The organism is Natronoflexus pectinivorans, assembly GCF_004345615.1.
GTDB classification, from domain to species: Bacteria; Bacteroidota; Bacteroidia; order Bacteroidales; family Marinilabiliaceae; genus Natronoflexus; species Natronoflexus pectinivorans.
Genome location: NZ_SLWK01000004.1, coordinates 99926 through 116455 on the forward strand (window position 1 = coordinate 99926; position 16530 = coordinate 116455).

General features: G+C 38.3%; 16 protein-coding genes. 3 read left to right on the forward strand and 13 right to left on the reverse strand.

Annotation, left to right across the window (positions count from 1 at the left end; genetic code table 11):
* The first annotated feature begins 83 nt into the window (after positions 1–83).
* Both EV194_RS07195 and ung read left to right on the forward strand, forming a co-directional pair.
* Positions 84–4505, forward strand: coding sequence for a hybrid sensor histidine kinase/response regulator transcription factor (locus EV194_RS07195; protein WP_132433364.1), 4422 nt, complete (start codon positions 84–86; stop codon positions 4503–4505).
* Positions 4506–4647: 142 nt separating this feature from the next.
* Positions 4648–5319 carry a uracil-DNA glycosylase gene (gene ung, locus EV194_RS07200; RefSeq protein WP_132433365.1) on the forward strand — a complete coding sequence of 224 codons (672 nt, stop codon included), beginning with the start codon at positions 4648–4650 and terminating at the stop codon, positions 5317–5319.
* Here ung and EV194_RS07205 read toward each other — a convergent pair.
* The 13 genes from EV194_RS07205 to EV194_RS07270 form a co-directional block, all read right to left on the reverse strand.
* Positions 5292–6041 carry a spheroidene monooxygenase gene (locus tag EV194_RS07205; RefSeq protein WP_132433366.1) on the reverse strand — a complete coding sequence of 250 codons (750 nt, stop codon included), beginning with the start codon at positions 6039–6041 and terminating at the stop codon, positions 5292–5294. The two genes, ung and EV194_RS07205, sit on opposite strands and share 28 nt — an antisense overlap.
* 624 nt (positions 6042–6665) lie before the next feature.
* Complete coding sequence (locus EV194_RS07210) at positions 6666–7790, reverse strand: YCF48-related protein (protein ID WP_132433367.1); 1125 nt, start codon at positions 7788–7790, stop codon at positions 6666–6668.
* A gap of 264 nt (positions 7791–8054) precedes the next feature.
* Positions 8055–8519, reverse strand: coding sequence for a helix-turn-helix domain-containing protein (locus EV194_RS07215; RefSeq protein WP_207915935.1), 465 nt, complete (start codon positions 8517–8519; stop codon positions 8055–8057).
* Positions 8509–8820, reverse strand: a complete 312-nt coding sequence (locus EV194_RS07220; RefSeq protein WP_132433368.1) for a type II toxin-antitoxin system HigB family toxin — start codon at positions 8818–8820, stop codon at positions 8509–8511. Before EV194_RS07220 ends, EV194_RS07215 begins: the two co-directional genes overlap by 11 nt.
* A 184-nt stretch (positions 8821–9004) precedes the next feature.
* Positions 9005–10051 carry a hypothetical protein gene (locus tag EV194_RS07230; RefSeq protein ID WP_132433369.1) on the reverse strand — a complete coding sequence of 349 codons (1047 nt, stop codon included), beginning with the start codon at positions 10049–10051 and terminating at the stop codon, positions 9005–9007.
* A gap of 121 nt (positions 10052–10172) precedes the next feature.
* On the reverse strand, positions 10173–10739 hold the full coding sequence (locus EV194_RS07235; RefSeq protein WP_132433370.1) for an REP-associated tyrosine transposase: 567 nt from the start codon (positions 10737–10739) through the stop codon (positions 10173–10175).
* A 167-nt stretch (positions 10740–10906) separates the two neighbouring features.
* On the reverse strand, positions 10907–11476 hold the full coding sequence (locus tag EV194_RS07240) for an REP-associated tyrosine transposase (protein ID WP_132433371.1): 570 nt from the start codon (positions 11474–11476) through the stop codon (positions 10907–10909).
* A 556-nt stretch (positions 11477–12032) separates the two neighbouring features.
* Positions 12033–12548: a hypothetical protein gene (locus EV194_RS07245; protein ID WP_132433372.1), complete on the reverse strand. Its 516-nt coding sequence runs from the start codon at positions 12546–12548 to the stop codon at positions 12033–12035.
* Positions 12549–12624: 76 nt separating this feature from the next.
* The gene (locus EV194_RS07250) at positions 12625–13113 is read right to left on the reverse strand and encodes a hypothetical protein (protein ID WP_132433373.1); all 489 of its coding nucleotides are present in this window, start codon (positions 13111–13113) and stop codon (positions 12625–12627) included.
* Positions 13094–13690 (reverse strand): hypothetical protein, encoded by a 597-nt coding sequence (locus EV194_RS07255; protein ID WP_132433374.1) that lies wholly within the window; start codon positions 13688–13690, stop codon positions 13094–13096. The genes EV194_RS07250 and EV194_RS07255 overlap by 20 nt, the downstream gene beginning before the upstream one ends.
* A gap of 33 nt (positions 13691–13723) precedes the next feature.
* On the reverse strand, positions 13724–14221 hold the full coding sequence (locus tag EV194_RS07260) for a MarR family winged helix-turn-helix transcriptional regulator (protein ID WP_132433375.1): 498 nt from the start codon (positions 14219–14221) through the stop codon (positions 13724–13726).
* Positions 14222–14235: 14 nt separating this feature from the next.
* The gene (locus EV194_RS07265; protein ID WP_132433376.1) at positions 14236–14994 is read right to left on the reverse strand and encodes an MBL fold metallo-hydrolase; all 759 of its coding nucleotides are present in this window, start codon (positions 14992–14994) and stop codon (positions 14236–14238) included.
* Between the two features lie 6 nt (positions 14995–15000).
* The gene (locus tag EV194_RS07270; RefSeq protein WP_132433377.1) at positions 15001–15669 is read right to left on the reverse strand and encodes a B3/B4 domain-containing protein; all 669 of its coding nucleotides are present in this window, start codon (positions 15667–15669) and stop codon (positions 15001–15003) included.
* Between the two features lie 78 nt (positions 15670–15747).
* On the opposite strand from EV194_RS07270, the gene EV194_RS07275 reads away from it, so the two are divergent.
* Positions 15748–16446, forward strand: coding sequence for an HAD family hydrolase (locus EV194_RS07275; RefSeq protein ID WP_132433378.1), 699 nt, complete (start codon positions 15748–15750; stop codon positions 16444–16446).
* Positions 16447–16530: the final 84 nt, after the last annotated feature.

Below are 16530 nucleotides of genomic sequence, written 5' to 3' on the forward strand. Positions count from 1 at the left end.
AAATCATTAATATTGTTTGTAAATTTCTTATTACAAGCATATCTTTCTTTATAATATACAACCCTGAATAAGTTAAGGAGACTATGAAGTACGAAAAAAGAGGCATCATCCTAAAACAATACATAATATTATTTGCTACCTTAATACTTTCAAGTTTCCCAAGCTCTGGTTATGCCACGGAGATATTAAGGTTTGAGCATTTTAACACATCAAGAGGCCTTTCGCAAAACACGGCATCAAGCGTGCTTTGTGATTCCCGTGGTTATTTATGGATTGGAACCAACAACGGATTAAATCGTTATGATGGGAATAAGTTCAGAGTTTTTTATTCTGAAGAAAACGGACAGATTAACTTCACACACAACAGGATAATTAATATTTGGGAAGATGCTAAAGGTTTTATCTGGTTTGAAACCCATGATGGTCATTATCATTATTTTGATCCGGTATCGGAGCAATTCCGATCTTTATCCAGTTTCCTGACGGAATTGGAAGAAGGACATACCATCTTTTCCAGTTTCCTCCAATATTCAGAAGGTGATATTTGGTTAGGGCTTTATACAAGAGGAGTCATCCGTTTAAAGTACAATGAGGATCAACATAGGTACGATATTACCCATTACACATCACGCGGGGCAAATGCAATATCAAACAACAGAGTGTCATTTATAACAAAAGATGCCGAAGAGAACATCTGGATTGGCACACAAAAAGGACTTACACTAATAGAACAACAGAGCATTGAAAGTGGATCACTCATGTTCCAGCATCTGTTTATAACACATTCCTTCACATCCCATATAGAAACTGCAACAGAATTATGGTTTGGGACAGCTGATGCGGGAATATTGAAGTTTCAAAAACCCATGCAACTCTACACCTTCGTCAATACAGAGAATACCTCCACGCTGCAATCAAATCACATAACCCTCTTGCACATTACCAGAGGGAGCCAGATTATTGCAGGTTTTGACCAGAATGGATTGCAGATTAAATCAGTTCAGACAAACCAATGGCAAACCATCGCGTTAAATGGTTCTCATGTGAACAAAATATATGAGGACAGATTCGGAATGATCTGGATTGCAACTGAAGAATTTGGATTAACAGGATTTAACCCTTCTACAAATCAAACAAAAAGGCATCAGTTTCTTGATCCGGGCAGTGAAGTAGTTCCAGATGAAGAACGACATATTTTCTTTGAAGACAGCAACGATAACCTTTGGGTGGGCACACATGAAGGAGCTTTAAATCTTTATGATCGTGACAATCATGTATTTGTACATTTCAGGAATGATCCATCTGATCCGAATTCGATTTCGTCAAACGTGGTATTGAGCATTGCGGAAGATCATTCAGGACAACTCTGGATTGGAACCGGGCAGTTTCACGGAGGAGTAGAAAAAGTGATATTAAGAAATCCTGCCCTTGACCACATTCTTCCTGCTCCTGCCCCTCGACACATCTCAAAAAACATCGTAAGAGCGGTTTTCGAAGATCTGCAAAACAGAATCTGGATAGCAACAAAAGCTGGAAGATTACATGTATTCGAGAATGGCACACAGATCCATGAATTTACCAGATTCGCCACACCCCAAGGAATCATATCAGGCTTTAATGTTTATTGTATTGTTTTGGATAATGATGGCCATTTATGGCTGGGTTCAAAAGGGAAAGGAATACTAATCAGCCGACAGCCACTTTCTGACTATTCAAATCTTTCAAATATTACTTTTGATAATTACATCCCCGAAGACAATGACTCAACAACGTTGAGTCATGTCAACATATACAGTATGACAAAAGACAAAAATGGGAACATCTGGCTTGGTACATACGGAAATGGAGTGAACATATCCTACAAAAACAGTGACGGAACATATTCATTTACAAGAATTACTGAAGAGAACAGTCGTCTATCAAGCAACCTGGTAAGAAATATTCTTGCAGACTCAAACGGAAGGATATGGATTGCCACAGGATATGGGCTTAATCTTATTGAGAATATATCTCAAATCCATGAAAACAATATAGAAATCAGGTCATTTTTCACCGGCCAATACCCCGGAAGCATCAGCCTCAATGATGTTATTCATTTATATGAAGATTCCGGAAATAACATTTGGGCTGCAACTTTTGGCGGGGGGATAAACAGACTAACAGATTTAAATGAAAAACAAGCCATATTCGAAGTTTTTAATCAATCTCATGGACTTAGCAACAATGTAGTTTACAGTATCCAGGAAGATAACCAGGGTTTTTTATGGTTCAGTACCGAAAACGGTCTGAGCAGACTCAACACCACGAATAACTCATTCGAGGTATTCAACACAAATAATGGTTTAAACTTTAACATATTCTCGGAAAACACCTCATATAGAACCCGTGATGGAAGGCTTCTTTTCGGAGGCTTTATTGGTTTGGAAGTCATATCTCCCGACAAAATAGTTATTCCGCAATGGAACAGACAGGTTGAACTAACCAATTTTCAGCTTTTCAACAAAGATGTGCCAATTGGAGAAGGCTCACCACTGCAAAAGAGCATCTCTTTTACCAAGGAGATAGTTTTGAGACATTTTCAATCAAGCTTTAGTTTTGAATTTTCTGTACTTGATTTTCTGGACCCTGATAAAACACAGTATGCCTATAAGCTAGATAACTTTGATGACGACTGGAACGTTGTAAACCAGGTTCCCCAGGCGACATATACCAACTTATCGCCAGGGGATTACATTTTCAGAGTAAGAGCAACCAACCGATCTGGTGAATGGATTGACAATGAACGCAATTTACATATTACCATTCTTCCGCCCTGGTACAAAACCCGCTGGGCATTTATGCTTTATTCGGGACTACTGGTGATGTTGTTTATGGTTATATTTTCTACCATCGCCAAAATAAACAGGTATAGAAACGACCTGAAAATTGAAAAGCGGGTGAACGAAATGAAACTCAGGTTTTTCACTAACATTTCTCATGAAATACGTACACCACTCACCTTGATCATAGGGCCTATTGAGGATCTTATAAAAAAACCGGTTTTGGACAACAGCGATAAACCAAAACTGGAAATAATCAGGCGAAATGGCAAACGTATGCTCCACCTGACAAATCAGCTTTTGGACTTCAGAAAAGTCCAAAACAACAAGATGGGGCTAAAAATCAGCGAATTCGACATTGTCGAATTTACCAGAAATATTTACGAGAGTTTTGAACCTCTTGCAAATCATAAGAATCTCGTTTATGAGTTCAATACATCAACAAAATCCTACTTTATTTGGGCAGACCCTACAAAGCTGGATATGATCATTTATAACATCATTTCAAATGCTCTGAAGTTTACTGGTGCATCAAAACATGTTAAAATAGAGCTGAATAACAACGAAGAATCCGAATTCTTTCATATCAAAATATCCGATGAGGGACGAGGAATAGCGAAAGAGGAGCTGCCACAGATTTTTGAAAGATATACCATTTTAAGTGGAAAAGAACTTGCCGGAACAGGAATTGGATTGTCACTTTCCAATGAGTTAACACGTCTTCATCATGGAGAAATAACAGTGGAATCGGAACCCGGTGCGGGAAGTAGCTTTACTCTTAAACTCAGAAAAGGTAAAGAGCATTTTGTTAATGATGAAAAGGTAATTATGGCCGGAGGAGAAGAGAAAACGGTTGAAACAATCATCAAACCATCTCCTCACGAAGAAATTATCAGTTCCAGCAGTGAACCCGATATTTTAAAAGTCAGAAATGGAGACAGGCCGCTTGTCATGATTGTTGAAGACAATCATGAAATAGGAGAGTATATCAGTCAATCGCTAAGTCCTGATTTTGTAAGCTGCCTGGCATCGAACGGACAAGAGGCTCTCGATCTTTTGAATAGTCAAAACCCGGATCTTATTATTTCAGATGTGATGATGCCGGTTATGGATGGCATGGAAATGACTGAAAAGATTAAAGAGAATTTTGCAACAAGTCACATTCCCATCATCCTGTTAACATCAAAATCGGGAGTAAACGACCAGATTGCAGGAGTAGAAAAGGGAGCTGATGTTTATATAACCAAGCCCTTTAACTCAGATTACCTCAAAGCAGTGGCAAAGAACCTCATTGAACAAAGAAAGAATATATTTGCCAAATTCAGAGATAACAAAACCATTGATCCATCCACGCTGAAGGTAAATTCAAAGGATGAAGAGTTTTTGCAAAAGCTCATATCATATGTAGAAGAAAATCATTCGGAAGAATTTACCATAGAGGAGCTGGCTGACACCCTTTGTGTGAGTCGTACTGTATTCTATAACAAAGTAAAAGGATTAACCGGACTCAGTCCGGTAGAATTTGTGAGGCAGTTGAAACTGAAAATCGCTGCTCATTTGCTAACTCAAGGATACAACGTTTCAGAAGCCGCCATAAAAGTAGGTTTTTCCGATGCAAGATATTTTAGCAGACAGTTTAAAGCACTATTTGGCTATTTGCCAAGTAAGCATTCACAAAAAAAATAAAAAAAAATCACCGTTTTTTATTTGCAAATTTCTAAAACCGATGTATCTTTGTAGTGGGTTAGGGTTAAGGTTAAAAGAGGTTGCCAAAATCGTTTGGTAGCCTCTTTTATATTTATGCCCTTTTTACAATTTATTGTGAATCATGCCGAATCTGGAACCAGTAATTGAAGAGAGCTGGAAGAATGCTCTTAGCAAAGAATTTGATGCTCCGTATTTTCTTGAACTTAAAAAGTTTCTACTAGAAGAGAAACAGAGCCAAACCATTTTCCCTCCGGGCAATTTAATATTTAATGCGTTTAACCATACTCCACTTGGAAAGATTAAAGTAGTTCTTCTGGGTCAAGACCCTTACCATGGAGCAGGTCAGGCACATGGACTATGTTTCTCCGTACCGGATGGTGTGAGACAACCTCCATCACTTAAAAATATTTTTAAAGAGATTCAAGAGGATATTGGTACTCCCCCACCCCATTCGGGCGACCTTACCCGATGGGCCAAGCAAGGCATACTACTTCTTAACGCAACACTTACTGTGCGTGCAAGCACAGCAGGCTCGCATCAGGGTAAAGGGTGGGAACAATTTACCGATGCAGCCATAAAAGCCGTCTCTAACGAATGCCAAAATGTTGTTTTCTTGCTTTGGGGTAGATATGCGCAAAACAAAGCTTCATTAATAGATTCATCAAAACATTTAATATTAAAAGCAGCCCATCCTTCTCCTTTTTCGGCATACAATGGTTTTTTGGGATGTAAACACTTCTCCAAAACCAACGAATGGCTTCAAAATCATGGCAAGGAAGCCATTGTTTGGTAAGAATATTGAGAAACAGGATCGGTTCCTCGCCAGCAACCTTTGGTTTCAAGAATAAGAAACCGGGCAAAAAGATCTTCTCTGAAAACTTTGAATTGATGAGCCATTTCTACGACTTTCGCATGAGCACCTGATTTGTGGTATGCAAATTTCTGCATATCCCCTAGCGATTTCCAAATTGAAATAGTGGCTTGTTCAATAAGAGGAAGTTCTCCTATGCCTTTAGTGAAAAGCAAACCCATTGATTTTTTTTGAGATTTGGTGACAGAGGAAACATGCAACCAGAATTTCAATAATCGTTTGAGACGAATTGAAGCTCGAGTAATGACCACCAAAGGTTTATCTCTTATTTCCATTTCAGATGGATGAAATGGATTGACCCCAGACCAACTGCCCCTTGATTGAACTGGAATCATAAATATTGTATAAATCTCTTTGGTACGAAATCTGAAATCATTCATGATTTCAGATGAACTTTCAAAATTTTTAGCAGCATCCATATCATCCCACACAGTTAACATTGCATAAGTAGTAAAATCAGGTTTTATACTAAAACCAAATCCGCCCCCGGTGCCTAATAACTTAAAAAAACTCAAATGCTTAACATTTTCAAGTCGTGATTTCATAAAATTCATCTGCATCATGCCCCAAAATCGGTTTCTTAAGGGATAGTGGAAAAAACTCATGACAACAAAACATTGAGAGTTATCTCTTTTAAAATCCATAACTACAAATTAATTAAAATTAAAATCCATAATCTATTGAAAAAGAATTCATGCAGAAATGTTCTTCCTGAAACACTTTACGAATATAGATAAAAAACATCACGAACAAGAATAAATCCCTCACCGGACTTGTATGATGCAATTAAGCAAGAGAATTGCTTTAAAAATGAAACAAACCCAAAAGCTCGATCTTAAAAAGGTTAGAGCCAACAGAATTTTATTATTGAGAACAAAGATAAAGTCCTCCAACAGATAAATGTGTCAGATGAACTCGTATAGTCTTTGAAGAAAAGCCAGATCAATATCTGTGTCGCGATTAAAAATTGACGACCAATCCCTAGCGAGAACGATTTCCTTTATCTGCAATCTTGATTGCATAATAAAGGACCGTTGTGGATAAGCTTCTACATTCTACAAAACAAGAATATGTATAATAATCATTTTTGGATATATGATTTAAAGCAAAGCTCGAGTTAACACCATGCTCTGCTTGCATCCCGATTTCTCGGGAGACGTAGTTAAATCCGCACAAAAGAAGGCAGTTAGAAACTATAATGTATTAAAAGCGTAGTTAAAAACTACGCTTAGTTCTGACCAAATAATGTAACCCATGTTAATAGTCAGTTATTTTTGATACTTAAGAATCTCTCCTCTGTCACCTATGGCAAAACCAATGTTCGGAGACGGAATACAAATATCCCTCACTACGCCTTGTGGCTTTTTCATTATTTCAAATGTTAAACCACCATCAACAGACTTATAAATGTTCAAATGATTTGTACCAATAATGATCTGATCGCTGAGAGCTTTAAAATTTAGTAAAGGTGGATTTATTTGATAATTATATCTAGACCATGATTCTCCTCCATCGCTAGTTTTGAACAAGGCGTCAGGAGAAGATACAAATCCCACCAAATCATTAACCATATCAATATCATGAAGAAGGTATGTGCCTTTTATGGAATTCCAACTTATGCCCTTATCCGTTGTTTTATACACGTGATCTCGCGTTAAAATATAACCCGAATCATACGTTGAAGAGGTGAATGATATTTTTTTCAACAAATTGTCTAATTGAACCGTGTTTTCTTTATCAATAGTACTACTTATCATTCTCCATTGCATATTCTCAATATTAAAATAAGCCAATATCTTAATACTACTCATAAAATGATTATTGTACAGAAACCCCTCATTATGATTAACAAACTTCATATTTTGAAATGCACGCATCCTTAGTTGGTTATCATATATAACTTTATTTGAAGCTACTTTCTTCCAGCTTAATCCTCCATCTAAAGTCCTATAAATTCCATCTTCTGAGAGAGTAAACCCAATTTCCTCATTAATAAAGGAAAAATCATAAAGATTGGTAAATGGCAAATTCAAAGGTTGCCAGTTCATTCCACCATCAACAGTTTTAAATATGTACGGCTTAGTTGGCAAACGATTAACAACCTCCCATTTACCTTGTAGGTAATCTGTTCCATCTAAATTTAAATATTTGGGATCACTGGGAAATGATCCTGGAAAATTAAAAACAATTTTATCGCCGTCCTCAATATTATGATCAACATATGCAGAAATAAAACCCACTTTCTCACTTATCATGTTAATCTTTTTGAGGTTATAATCCGATTTAACAGAAATAACACTCCATGCATCTTTTCTCAAAGGAATATCATTCTCCTTATTGCAAGAGCCCAAAATGCTTGCAATGCAAAAAACTACAATTAGTTTCTTCATCATGGTTAAAATTTAGGTGTAAGTTTAGTAAAAAATATTTTTTCTATTCGCGCTAATTTGACAAGGTCTCTCGAGGAATCCGTCTTTTATTCTATACCTGCAGAAAAAGGAGGATTTTGTAAACTAAAAAAGCAGCATAAATGCACTGCAACTCGCATCTCTTTAACCCTATATCCTTCCCAAATATATCGATACTTTTATAATTATTCAACCCCGCTTGGCAAATTTTCTTTGCAAGCAAAGCGGCAGAGCCGAGCGGAGGGGGTTTTAAATCATTGCAGCTGTTGAACCTGAGATATATTCTTTAATAGATTCTATCTTCAAAAGTTTTTCTCTTTTTTCAGGTTCTAGTTTTACTTCTTTATTTCCATAAACTAAAGATTCTAATGGTATACCTAAGTATCTGTTCAACAGGGTTATCATTTTTAAGGTCAATGGGCGTTTTCCATGCAAAACTTCCGACACCCTGGTTTTTCCTCCGAACAATGGTGCTACATCAGCCTGTTTTAAATTCATCTGTTCCATTCTAAACTTGATGGCTTCAACCGGATTTGGTGCTGCTACCGGATAATGTTCTTGCTCGTATTTTTCAACAAGTAAAGACAAAAGCTCCATTTCTTCACCTTCCGGACTGTCGGGTTCTATCACATTTTCATTGCTGTTAATCAAAGTGTAAATGCCTTCACAAGCTTCGTTGTACTCTTGCTCTGTCTTTAATATTTTAGTTTTCATAACTTACTGTTTTTACGTCTATTTTGTCGTATTCTTTATGAGTTCCGAACCAAACAACAAAAACTATTTTCAACTTATATTCAATGTCAACAATCAGACGGTAATCATTGCCTTTTATGTTGAACACTACTCGTTTTGAACTAATAATACTGGCATTGCCGTATTTTGATTTTAGTTCATTTGCATTGTTCCACGTTGAAAACCTAACCTCGTAAATCCAAGCTTTTATCGACTCTTCAACCTGTTGATACTTGCATTGCTTGCAATACTCGGTTAATGTTGACTCTTTTATAATTCTCATACTTTACAAAGATAGCAAAAGTTACCAAAAAGGGTAACTTTGTTTGTTTTTATTTTAGTGGATGATATTTCTCCAGTTCTTTCTGTAAATCCTCCAGGGTGTCCATTCTATACCGTTCGGTGCTGCTTACATAGTTGTGGCCGGCCATGTATTACTACTTTCGCAGTAATTAAGAAAAAAGCTATCAATCCATCACATATTTAAAGTATTCCCGCATTTCCTCCTCTTTCATATAGAAAGTATTAGGTTTGGGTAAATCAGTATCTGCCCATTTTATTGGGGCAAAGAAAATCAGGCGGTTATGGTCGCGGTCTTCGATAAAGAGAGGCTTGCCTTGTATCTTGGGGTAATCCTCTGTTACCAAGACCCGCCCAATGGGAGTAATCTCTTTTTCGCCCATGTGGTAGATGATGGCATGCTCACGGTTGACGATATATTTTTCTCCACCCTGCTCCAGCACCTTGAAATGTCCATCGAAGAAGAGGGTGTCGGTGATGGCGTTGTGGTGGGTTTTGGTGCTGTCGTAAAACTGGTTATGGGTGCGGGGGATAAACTCAGGGTCGTAATGGGGGGAGGCGTAGGCTCGCTTTAGATGCCAATCAGTATCCCACGAACGTCCTTCCGGCAAAGGGGCTTCCCAAATATAAAACGCATCTTTATCGCGCATATAGAAGTTTAAGAAGGAGTCAGAACCATCAAAATAGATATCGAAATTGAGGTAATCATAGAATTTATTAATGGCATTCTCAATATTTTCATGATGCCCTTTAAAAGCATCCCTGATTTCAGAAAAATATACTGTAACAGGCATAACATTTACCTTGCTCTCAATTATCCTTTGTGGGGGTTCATGGCTAACTTTAACAGAATCCCTACTCTCAAACTCACGGTAAACGATGCGAACAGTTAACCCCATTCGACGGTCAATGTGGGACCTAGTCATGACATCGTATGAATAAACGGTGTTGGTTGTAATGTGCCAATTGAACGCAAGATTAGGGTCATTGGGGCTGCCTGCAACATGTCTATACGGAATTAGATTACTCTCAGTGCCTATTTTTCTTACAACATGAGAGTATGGCCTCATTGGAGGTCTTAAAGAGTGATAAAAAAAGGTGTTCTCGACAAGTGCTGGTTCAAACAGTCCTTCTCTTTGATAAACAATCGTATCATTCGCACTTATTTTAAATACAATCAGTATTATCACACAGGTCAGCAGGATACTTTTCATTTTACTTAATCTCTTTAATTTTTAGTTTTGTTGACGAATTAGCCATCCATTATATTCAATTCCCCCGCTCGGCGAAGTTTGCAACTTCGTCGTTTCAACCCCTGTAGTTTCCAGACTACACCTATTTAACTATTATTGCCGGCAAAGTTAAAACATCAACCTTTAAATAATTGCTTAAACCAGCATAATTACGGGCACTTGAATATAAATAGTCTTCGGCATGTTGAACTATTTGCGCTCGGACTGGATTGTTATGGATATACTCGATTTTCTCAGCTATAAAATCGTTTGAGTATAACAGTACTGCATGATTCTCATGAGTCCAAACCTGATAGGAACTATTACGCTTATGTTGTGACGCGGCTTTGCTAAAAACACTTAACAACCATTCTCTCCTGCTCTCTGGCATTGAATTTATAGTGTCTATAATCCTTTTACTTGTAAATTTCTTTATATCTCTAATTGTGCCACTTAAATCACCTATGCTGCTATTGGCAATTAAATGCACATGGTTTGACATTATGACGTAAGCAAACAACTGAAAACCTTTATTCTCCATTGCATAACGAAAACTATCCAAAACTATATCACGATAAACTGAACGCGAAAATATATCTGCCCCATTTACGACTTGGAAAGTAAGGTAGTGCAATCCATCTTGTTCCTTAATTTGATAACCTGTTGACATTAATAAGAATTTTAATGTTAAGATAATGAATTTTATAATTCTTAATTAACAGGTGGCAGTTCTTGGTAAACCAAGCGGCAGAGCCGAGCGACAAACTGCCGGTTAAGATTCGACGAAGTTAAAAACTTCGCCGTTGGCGCGAGTTTGTAACTCGTGCCCCTTTCTCCCTAAATCCGCTCCAATTTTATCGATTCTTTTACAATCTCCAAATAATTACTAAGCCCTGCATAATTCCGTGCAGAACTCCATAAATAATCTTCTGGCCTTTCAACAATTTGTTCATCTACGGGATTGTTATGAATGTAGTTTAGCTTTTGGTCAAAAAACTTATTGGATTCTATTATTTCGGCATGGTTGCCATGTTGCCAGAATTTATAATCTTTTACGTTTTTAAGGTTCTCGGCGGCTTTTTTAAAGTAAGAGAGCATCCATTCACGCCGACTTTCAGGCTCATTAATTATTGCATGAACAATAGCTTTTGACGTAAACTTTTTAAAATCACGCAAAATATCTGATAATGAATGCCGCTTTGATACCGCTTTGGCTATAATATGTAGATGACTTGGCATTAAACAGTAAGCATATATCTCTAGGCCTTTTTCTTTCTGGCAGTATCGCAGCGAATTAAAAAGTGTTTGTTTATGATTTTTACGAGTAAAAACATCAATCCAGCCAACTACTGTTAACGTTAAAAAATAGGCTTTGCTGTTGTCGAAAATCTTGTATTTGTCAGACATAGAATTAAGGTTTTGATTATACAAGATAAGAATTTGTGTAGAATTATTTGTGACTCTATGATTGAAAGTAAAGCACGAGTTGCAAACTCGCGCTAACAGCATTACATTGCAGCGTTGTAGTAATAGCACGAATTACAAATTCGCGCTAACGGAGAGTTAACGTCTTTATACGATCAAATAATCAAAATATTCCCCCAGCTCGGCGAAGTTTCTTTGCAAGCAAAGCGGCAGAGCCAAGCGTAAAACTGCCGGTTAAAATGCGCGTATAGCAAGTATACGCCGAGTAGGGGAACTACTCAAACTAGTACCCCGTTGGCGCGAGTTTGCAACTCGTGCCTCTTTTACCCTAAATCCGCTCCAATTTTACAGATTCTGTTGCTATCTCCAAATAATTCAGTGCAGAAATCCATAAATAATCTTCCGACCTTTCAACAAATTGTTCATCTACGAGTTTGTTATGAATGTAGGTTGGCTTTTGGTCAAAAAACTTATTGGACTCTATTATCTCTCCATGACTACTATCTTGCGGGTATACGCCGAGCAGGGAGTTCCCACTCTAATCAAACTCCTCAAATAGCTTAGCCCATTTTTCTATTGTTTTATATGCATCAGGATTACTGTTTTTTAATCGATTAAGTTTATCAGCTACTTTTGACGCCCAAATCGTTGTACCTCTTTCCGCAATTAAACCTATAAAATCATCATAGGCATCATCGTAACCTTTAGCTAACATTACATCACAAAGTGTTTGATAAGCGTTGGAAAGCTGAGAAATAGAAATTGTTTCGTCGGATTGTGGTTCATCCTCTCCCCATTCTCTTAAAAACTTACGCAAACCCTTTGAAAAGAAAAGAATTGCAACTAGCCACAAAATGCCATAAACAAGAAATTTTCCTCCGAGCAAATCAATTGAACGCAATATACCTGAGATACCAGAACCCTGAGGCGTTCTACCAGGTGTTAACCTAAGTTCAATTATCTGCTCATAGTCAAAAATAAAAATAAACAACAGTAAGACAACTGTTGCTAAGAAATCAATCCACCAGTGGTTAAAATTATTCGTGTGTTTCATTGGGGATGATGTTTAAGTTTATCAATATTTTAGATGCCGCTGCTAAAAATCAAACTGCCTATTACAATAATCCTTATCACAACAGCTTTGGCAAAACCTTTTTTACAATAAACTCCAACAAAACAACCATAAAACTACCCACCATTAAAACAAAAACAATATTGGCCAAAATGCTATTATGTTTTATCAAAATTTCGTCTCCTCTTTTTGCCAGGGCAATATGATTATCTGACCTCGACTTATAATACCAAACACTTACCATATCGTTAATTTCGAAGCTATAAGCATTTTGATATTTTGTGTGTATAAGTCTTTTTCTAAGTGTATTAACTTCTAACTCCATACACCTCGAATAAGTTGTAGCTCCCCCATGAAACCCTCCTCTACGCTGCCCGGAATCGCTTATCCTGACAACTTTACCATTGGCCTTCTTATACAGTGGCAAGATTCTTACACCAAGTAAAACATTAGCGTTAATAGTTAAAATCAGGATTATCTTTCCCAATAAAAAAGTATTATCCCAAAAGGTGCTTTTAACATCAATTTTATTCAACAATATTCTCATTTTTCAAAATTGGTTTTACGCCCATTGTTTTGACATAAATATTTGTTCTTGAACCTGAGTCTCGGTTTCCTCTCTCCCCATAAAGTCTTCTATATAACTTATCGTGTTTGAGTTTTTCAACATCTTTTTTATTTAGCTTCATCTTAGGCGATTTCTCTTCTCTCTTAAGTGTTAAAGAGAGGTAAACGTGCTTGAAAAAATTCGGTGGGGGATTATCATCATCAAGGTTATTTACTAAACCGTTAACATACAACCTGTTTTTACGATAATAACGAACCAACTCATAAACCTTGTAATACAATGCAATACTAAAACCCAGTAATGCAGTTATGGGTATTGCCATTAATCCCGGCTTACCTAAATAATGAGCAATAAGTTTTACAATAATGGCATCCCGCATTTGGCCTGCATGACCTGATATTTCGCTTTCCCTTATGTGAGTAAGAAGAACCTCTTCATCAATAAATATATCAAAAACCAACAGCCCCAATGCAAGACCAAACCCACATACATACAATATTAAATGAGTATAATATACCGATGGTGGCTGGAATTTCTTTGTTGTTTGCGTCTCCATAAAACATCAGAATAAATCAGCAGGCTAATCCTCTTACTCCTCCTCCACTTTCCCATCCAGCATGCCATCGCCTGAAATCAATGGGTATTCTTCCAGCTCTTCGGTTTTAATTTCAAGGAGTTCTATGAGCGTTTCGAGGGAATCGGACATGCGTTGGAGTTCCTCCGGCGAAAGACGTTTGAGTTTTGAGGAGAGGCGCTGTTGAAGTAAATCGGGGGTTTTCTGCAACAATTCATCCCCCGAAGAAGTCAAAGTAATATGGGTCACTCGCTTATCACCCGATTTTGGAAGACGAGCCAACAGACCGTTTTTCTCCAACCGGCCAATGATGCCGGTTACGGTGCTCGAATTGAGGTTGAGATGCTCGCGGATGGCTCTTTGAGTGGCCTGGTAGTTTGGGGAGTTTTTTAAAAACTCCAGGCAAAGTATCTGCGGAATGCTCACACCAAAATCTTTCTGAACCTTTTTCGATTCCAGATTGATGGAGCGTACAATCCGTCGTATTTTTATAAGGATACTTTTATAATCCATCCCTCTACTAATTATTATAATCGAAAAACTTCTCCTACAGCAAACCTGTTGGTCACTTTAATTTGAAATTTATCGGAAAGTGGCTCAAAAGCCGATGCAGCAACATCGGGTCTGTTGTTCTCTTGGGACAGATGCGACAAAAAAACCACCTTTAGTTCAGGGTGATGATGTGTTTGCAACAACTCCAATGCCTGAGCATTGGACAGATGTCCAAAATCGCTCGCTACCCGGGTTTTCAGATAATATGGATATGGCCCGTTCCACAACATATCTTCATCGTAATTGGATTCCAGAAAAAGAGCCTGACAAAAAGCGAGGTGCGAGATGACATTGTCGCATGCCTTCCCAATATCGGTAAATACGCCAACGTTTTTACCTTCATATTCCAACCGAAAACTGCATGGTTCGGCTGCATCATGATTTTTCAGAAAAGTGTGGACCTTGAATTTCCCTATATTCACCACATCCCCTGGTGAAAACAACGAGACTTTATCAGGCCTGTTTGGTCCCCAGCTCTTCTCCCACGACTTTTTTGTCATAAAAACCGGAATTTCCGATTTTTTACTCAAAACCCGCACTCCCCGAAAATGGTCGGCATGTTCATGGGAAATAAAAATGGCTTTAACCTTCCGGATATCCAACCCGCATTTATTCATGCGCTCCAAAACCTGACGGCGACTGATACCGGCATCAACCAAAACGGCTTCCTCACCGTTACCTATGTAATAACAATTCCCGTTACTTCCGGAAGCTATGGCGCAAATTTCAAGCATTCTGATTCATTTTAATCCCTGACAACCTATTGTAATCTCTTTAACCTTTCCAAACTCTGCCAACAACCTTTCAGCATATTCCATGGCATTTTCCAATTGCTCACATTCGCCATTATATGCAGGAATAATCAACAGGAAACGTGTGGTGTTCTCCGTCACCATGGTGCGAACCGAATCACTGGTGGATGTACCAAAAGCCCCGATTTCGTCCCTGAAAACCGGGAGGTTTTCAATATTTAAGACTCCACGACCAATGCCTTCATAAGGTTCATCAGTCTTTCCTACACCAAATGAAATGTTGCCGGATATTTTATCTGCATCATATCCTCCAATTGAAAATCCGGATTTAACCGACACCATATTAAGAATATCCACCATATTATTAACCTGATACAATCCCTTGCCCAAAGCCAAACGCCGTAAAAGACTCTCGGCTGCAGGACGATAACGGTTGGGATCTTTACCAAGTATACGGTAAGCATTTTTCGTGGCGGCCACCACAGGATGATTTCTGATGGATTCGGGGGACAAGTCAGGCGTCAGCATCCGGCACAGCTCATTCATGGCAGAAACCAGCTCTTCGCCCGATGGCTTAACTTCTGTATGAATCGTTAAACATCCAAATGAGATGGCCGGAAAAGCGTCTGATATTTGTTTATTAATGATGATCTTCATTTGTCAAAAATAGCAAAAAATATACAAAGGCAACAGCAAGCATGCGGCAACTGAAACAAAATTTGCATCTTTGCAATCATGATAAACAGAGATTTACTTCCCAAAAATTTAAAAGCAGTTTTTTTCGATATGGATGGCGTAATGTACGACTCCATGCCCAATCATGCCTCAACATGGGTGGAGAGTTTTCGTCGTTCGGGGATTAATTTCCCCGAATATGATGCCTATCTGAACGAAGGCCGCACCGGCCCCGCAACCATTAACATTGCATTTGAGAAATATGGCAACAGGCCGGCCACCGAAGAAGACATCAAAACCATTTACGATACAAAAACAGAATTGATGCAGGCAGCTCCCGAAGCACCAATCATGCCCGGAATGCAGGAAGTAGTAAAAAGAACCATCGAAGCCGGATTATTGGTGGTGATAGTAACCGGTTCGCGTCAGCCGTCGTTATTGGCTCGTTTGGAATCCGATTACGGCATCACCCGCGAAAATGTAATCAACGGTTTTGATGTTAAGAAAGGGAAACCCGATCCGGAGCCATACCTTATGGCACTTAAAAAGGTAAGTTGTAAAGCCAACGAAGCCATCGTCATAGAAAATGCGCCAATGGGGGTGGAATCATCGGTGGCTGCAAACATTACCACCATAGCAGTAAACACAGGCATTCTTAAACCTGAGGTGCTTTCAAATGCCGGAGCTTCTGTAGTACTATCCGGAACAGAGGAGTTATTAAAAAATTGGGAAACTGTGACCGGTTTAGCGTCAAGTTAAATCTGAATTATATGCCTCACTCACCCCTAACCATGGGGGAAGGCCAAACGCACCAGATTAACCCGAAACTTAACGGCTGACTGA

Bases quoted from the DNA above. Each gene is read 5' to 3' on its own strand.
- EV194_RS07215 (WP_207915935.1), bottom strand. From the start codon at position 8,519: ATGAAAACTAAAATATTAAAGACAGAGCAAGAGTACAACGAAGCTTGT.
- EV194_RS07275 (WP_132433378.1), top strand. From the start codon at position 15,748: ATGATAAACAGAGATTTACTTCCCAAAAATTTAAAAGCAGTTTTTTTC.
- EV194_RS07245 (WP_132433372.1), bottom strand. From the start codon at position 12,548: ATGAAACACACGAATAATTTTAACCACTGGTGGATTGATTTCTTAGCA.
- EV194_RS07230 (WP_132433369.1), bottom strand. From the start codon at position 10,051: ATGAAAAGTATCCTGCTGACCTGTGTGATAATACTGATTGTATTTAAA.
- EV194_RS07270 (WP_132433377.1), bottom strand. From the start codon at position 15,669: ATGAAGATCATCATTAATAAACAAATATCAGACGCTTTTCCGGCCATC.
- EV194_RS07205 (WP_132433366.1), bottom strand. From the start codon at position 6,041: ATGGATTTTAAAAGAGATAACTCTCAATGTTTTGTTGTCATGAGTTTT.
- EV194_RS07260 (WP_132433375.1), bottom strand. From the start codon at position 14,221: ATGGATTATAAAAGTATCCTTATAAAAATACGACGGATTGTACGCTCC.
- EV194_RS07195 (WP_132433364.1), top strand. From the start codon at position 84: ATGAAGTACGAAAAAAGAGGCATCATCCTAAAACAATACATAATATTA.
- EV194_RS07240 (WP_132433371.1), bottom strand. From the start codon at position 11,476: ATGTCTGACAAATACAAGATTTTCGACAACAGCAAAGCCTATTTTTTA.
- EV194_RS07235 (WP_132433370.1), bottom strand. From the start codon at position 10,739: ATGTCAACAGGTTATCAAATTAAGGAACAAGATGGATTGCACTACCTT.
- ung (WP_132433365.1), top strand. From the start codon at position 4,648: ATGCCGAATCTGGAACCAGTAATTGAAGAGAGCTGGAAGAATGCTCTT.
- EV194_RS07265 (WP_132433376.1), bottom strand. From the start codon at position 14,994: ATGCTTGAAATTTGCGCCATAGCTTCCGGAAGTAACGGGAATTGTTAT.
- EV194_RS07220 (WP_132433368.1), bottom strand. From the start codon at position 8,820: ATGAGAATTATAAAAGAGTCAACATTAACCGAGTATTGCAAGCAATGC.
- EV194_RS07255 (WP_132433374.1), bottom strand. From the start codon at position 13,690: ATGGAGACGCAAACAACAAAGAAATTCCAGCCACCATCGGTATATTAT.
- EV194_RS07250 (WP_132433373.1), bottom strand. From the start codon at position 13,113: ATGAGAATATTGTTGAATAAAATTGATGTTAAAAGCACCTTTTGGGAT.
- EV194_RS07210 (WP_132433367.1), bottom strand. From the start codon at position 7,790: ATGATGAAGAAACTAATTGTAGTTTTTTGCATTGCAAGCATTTTGGGC.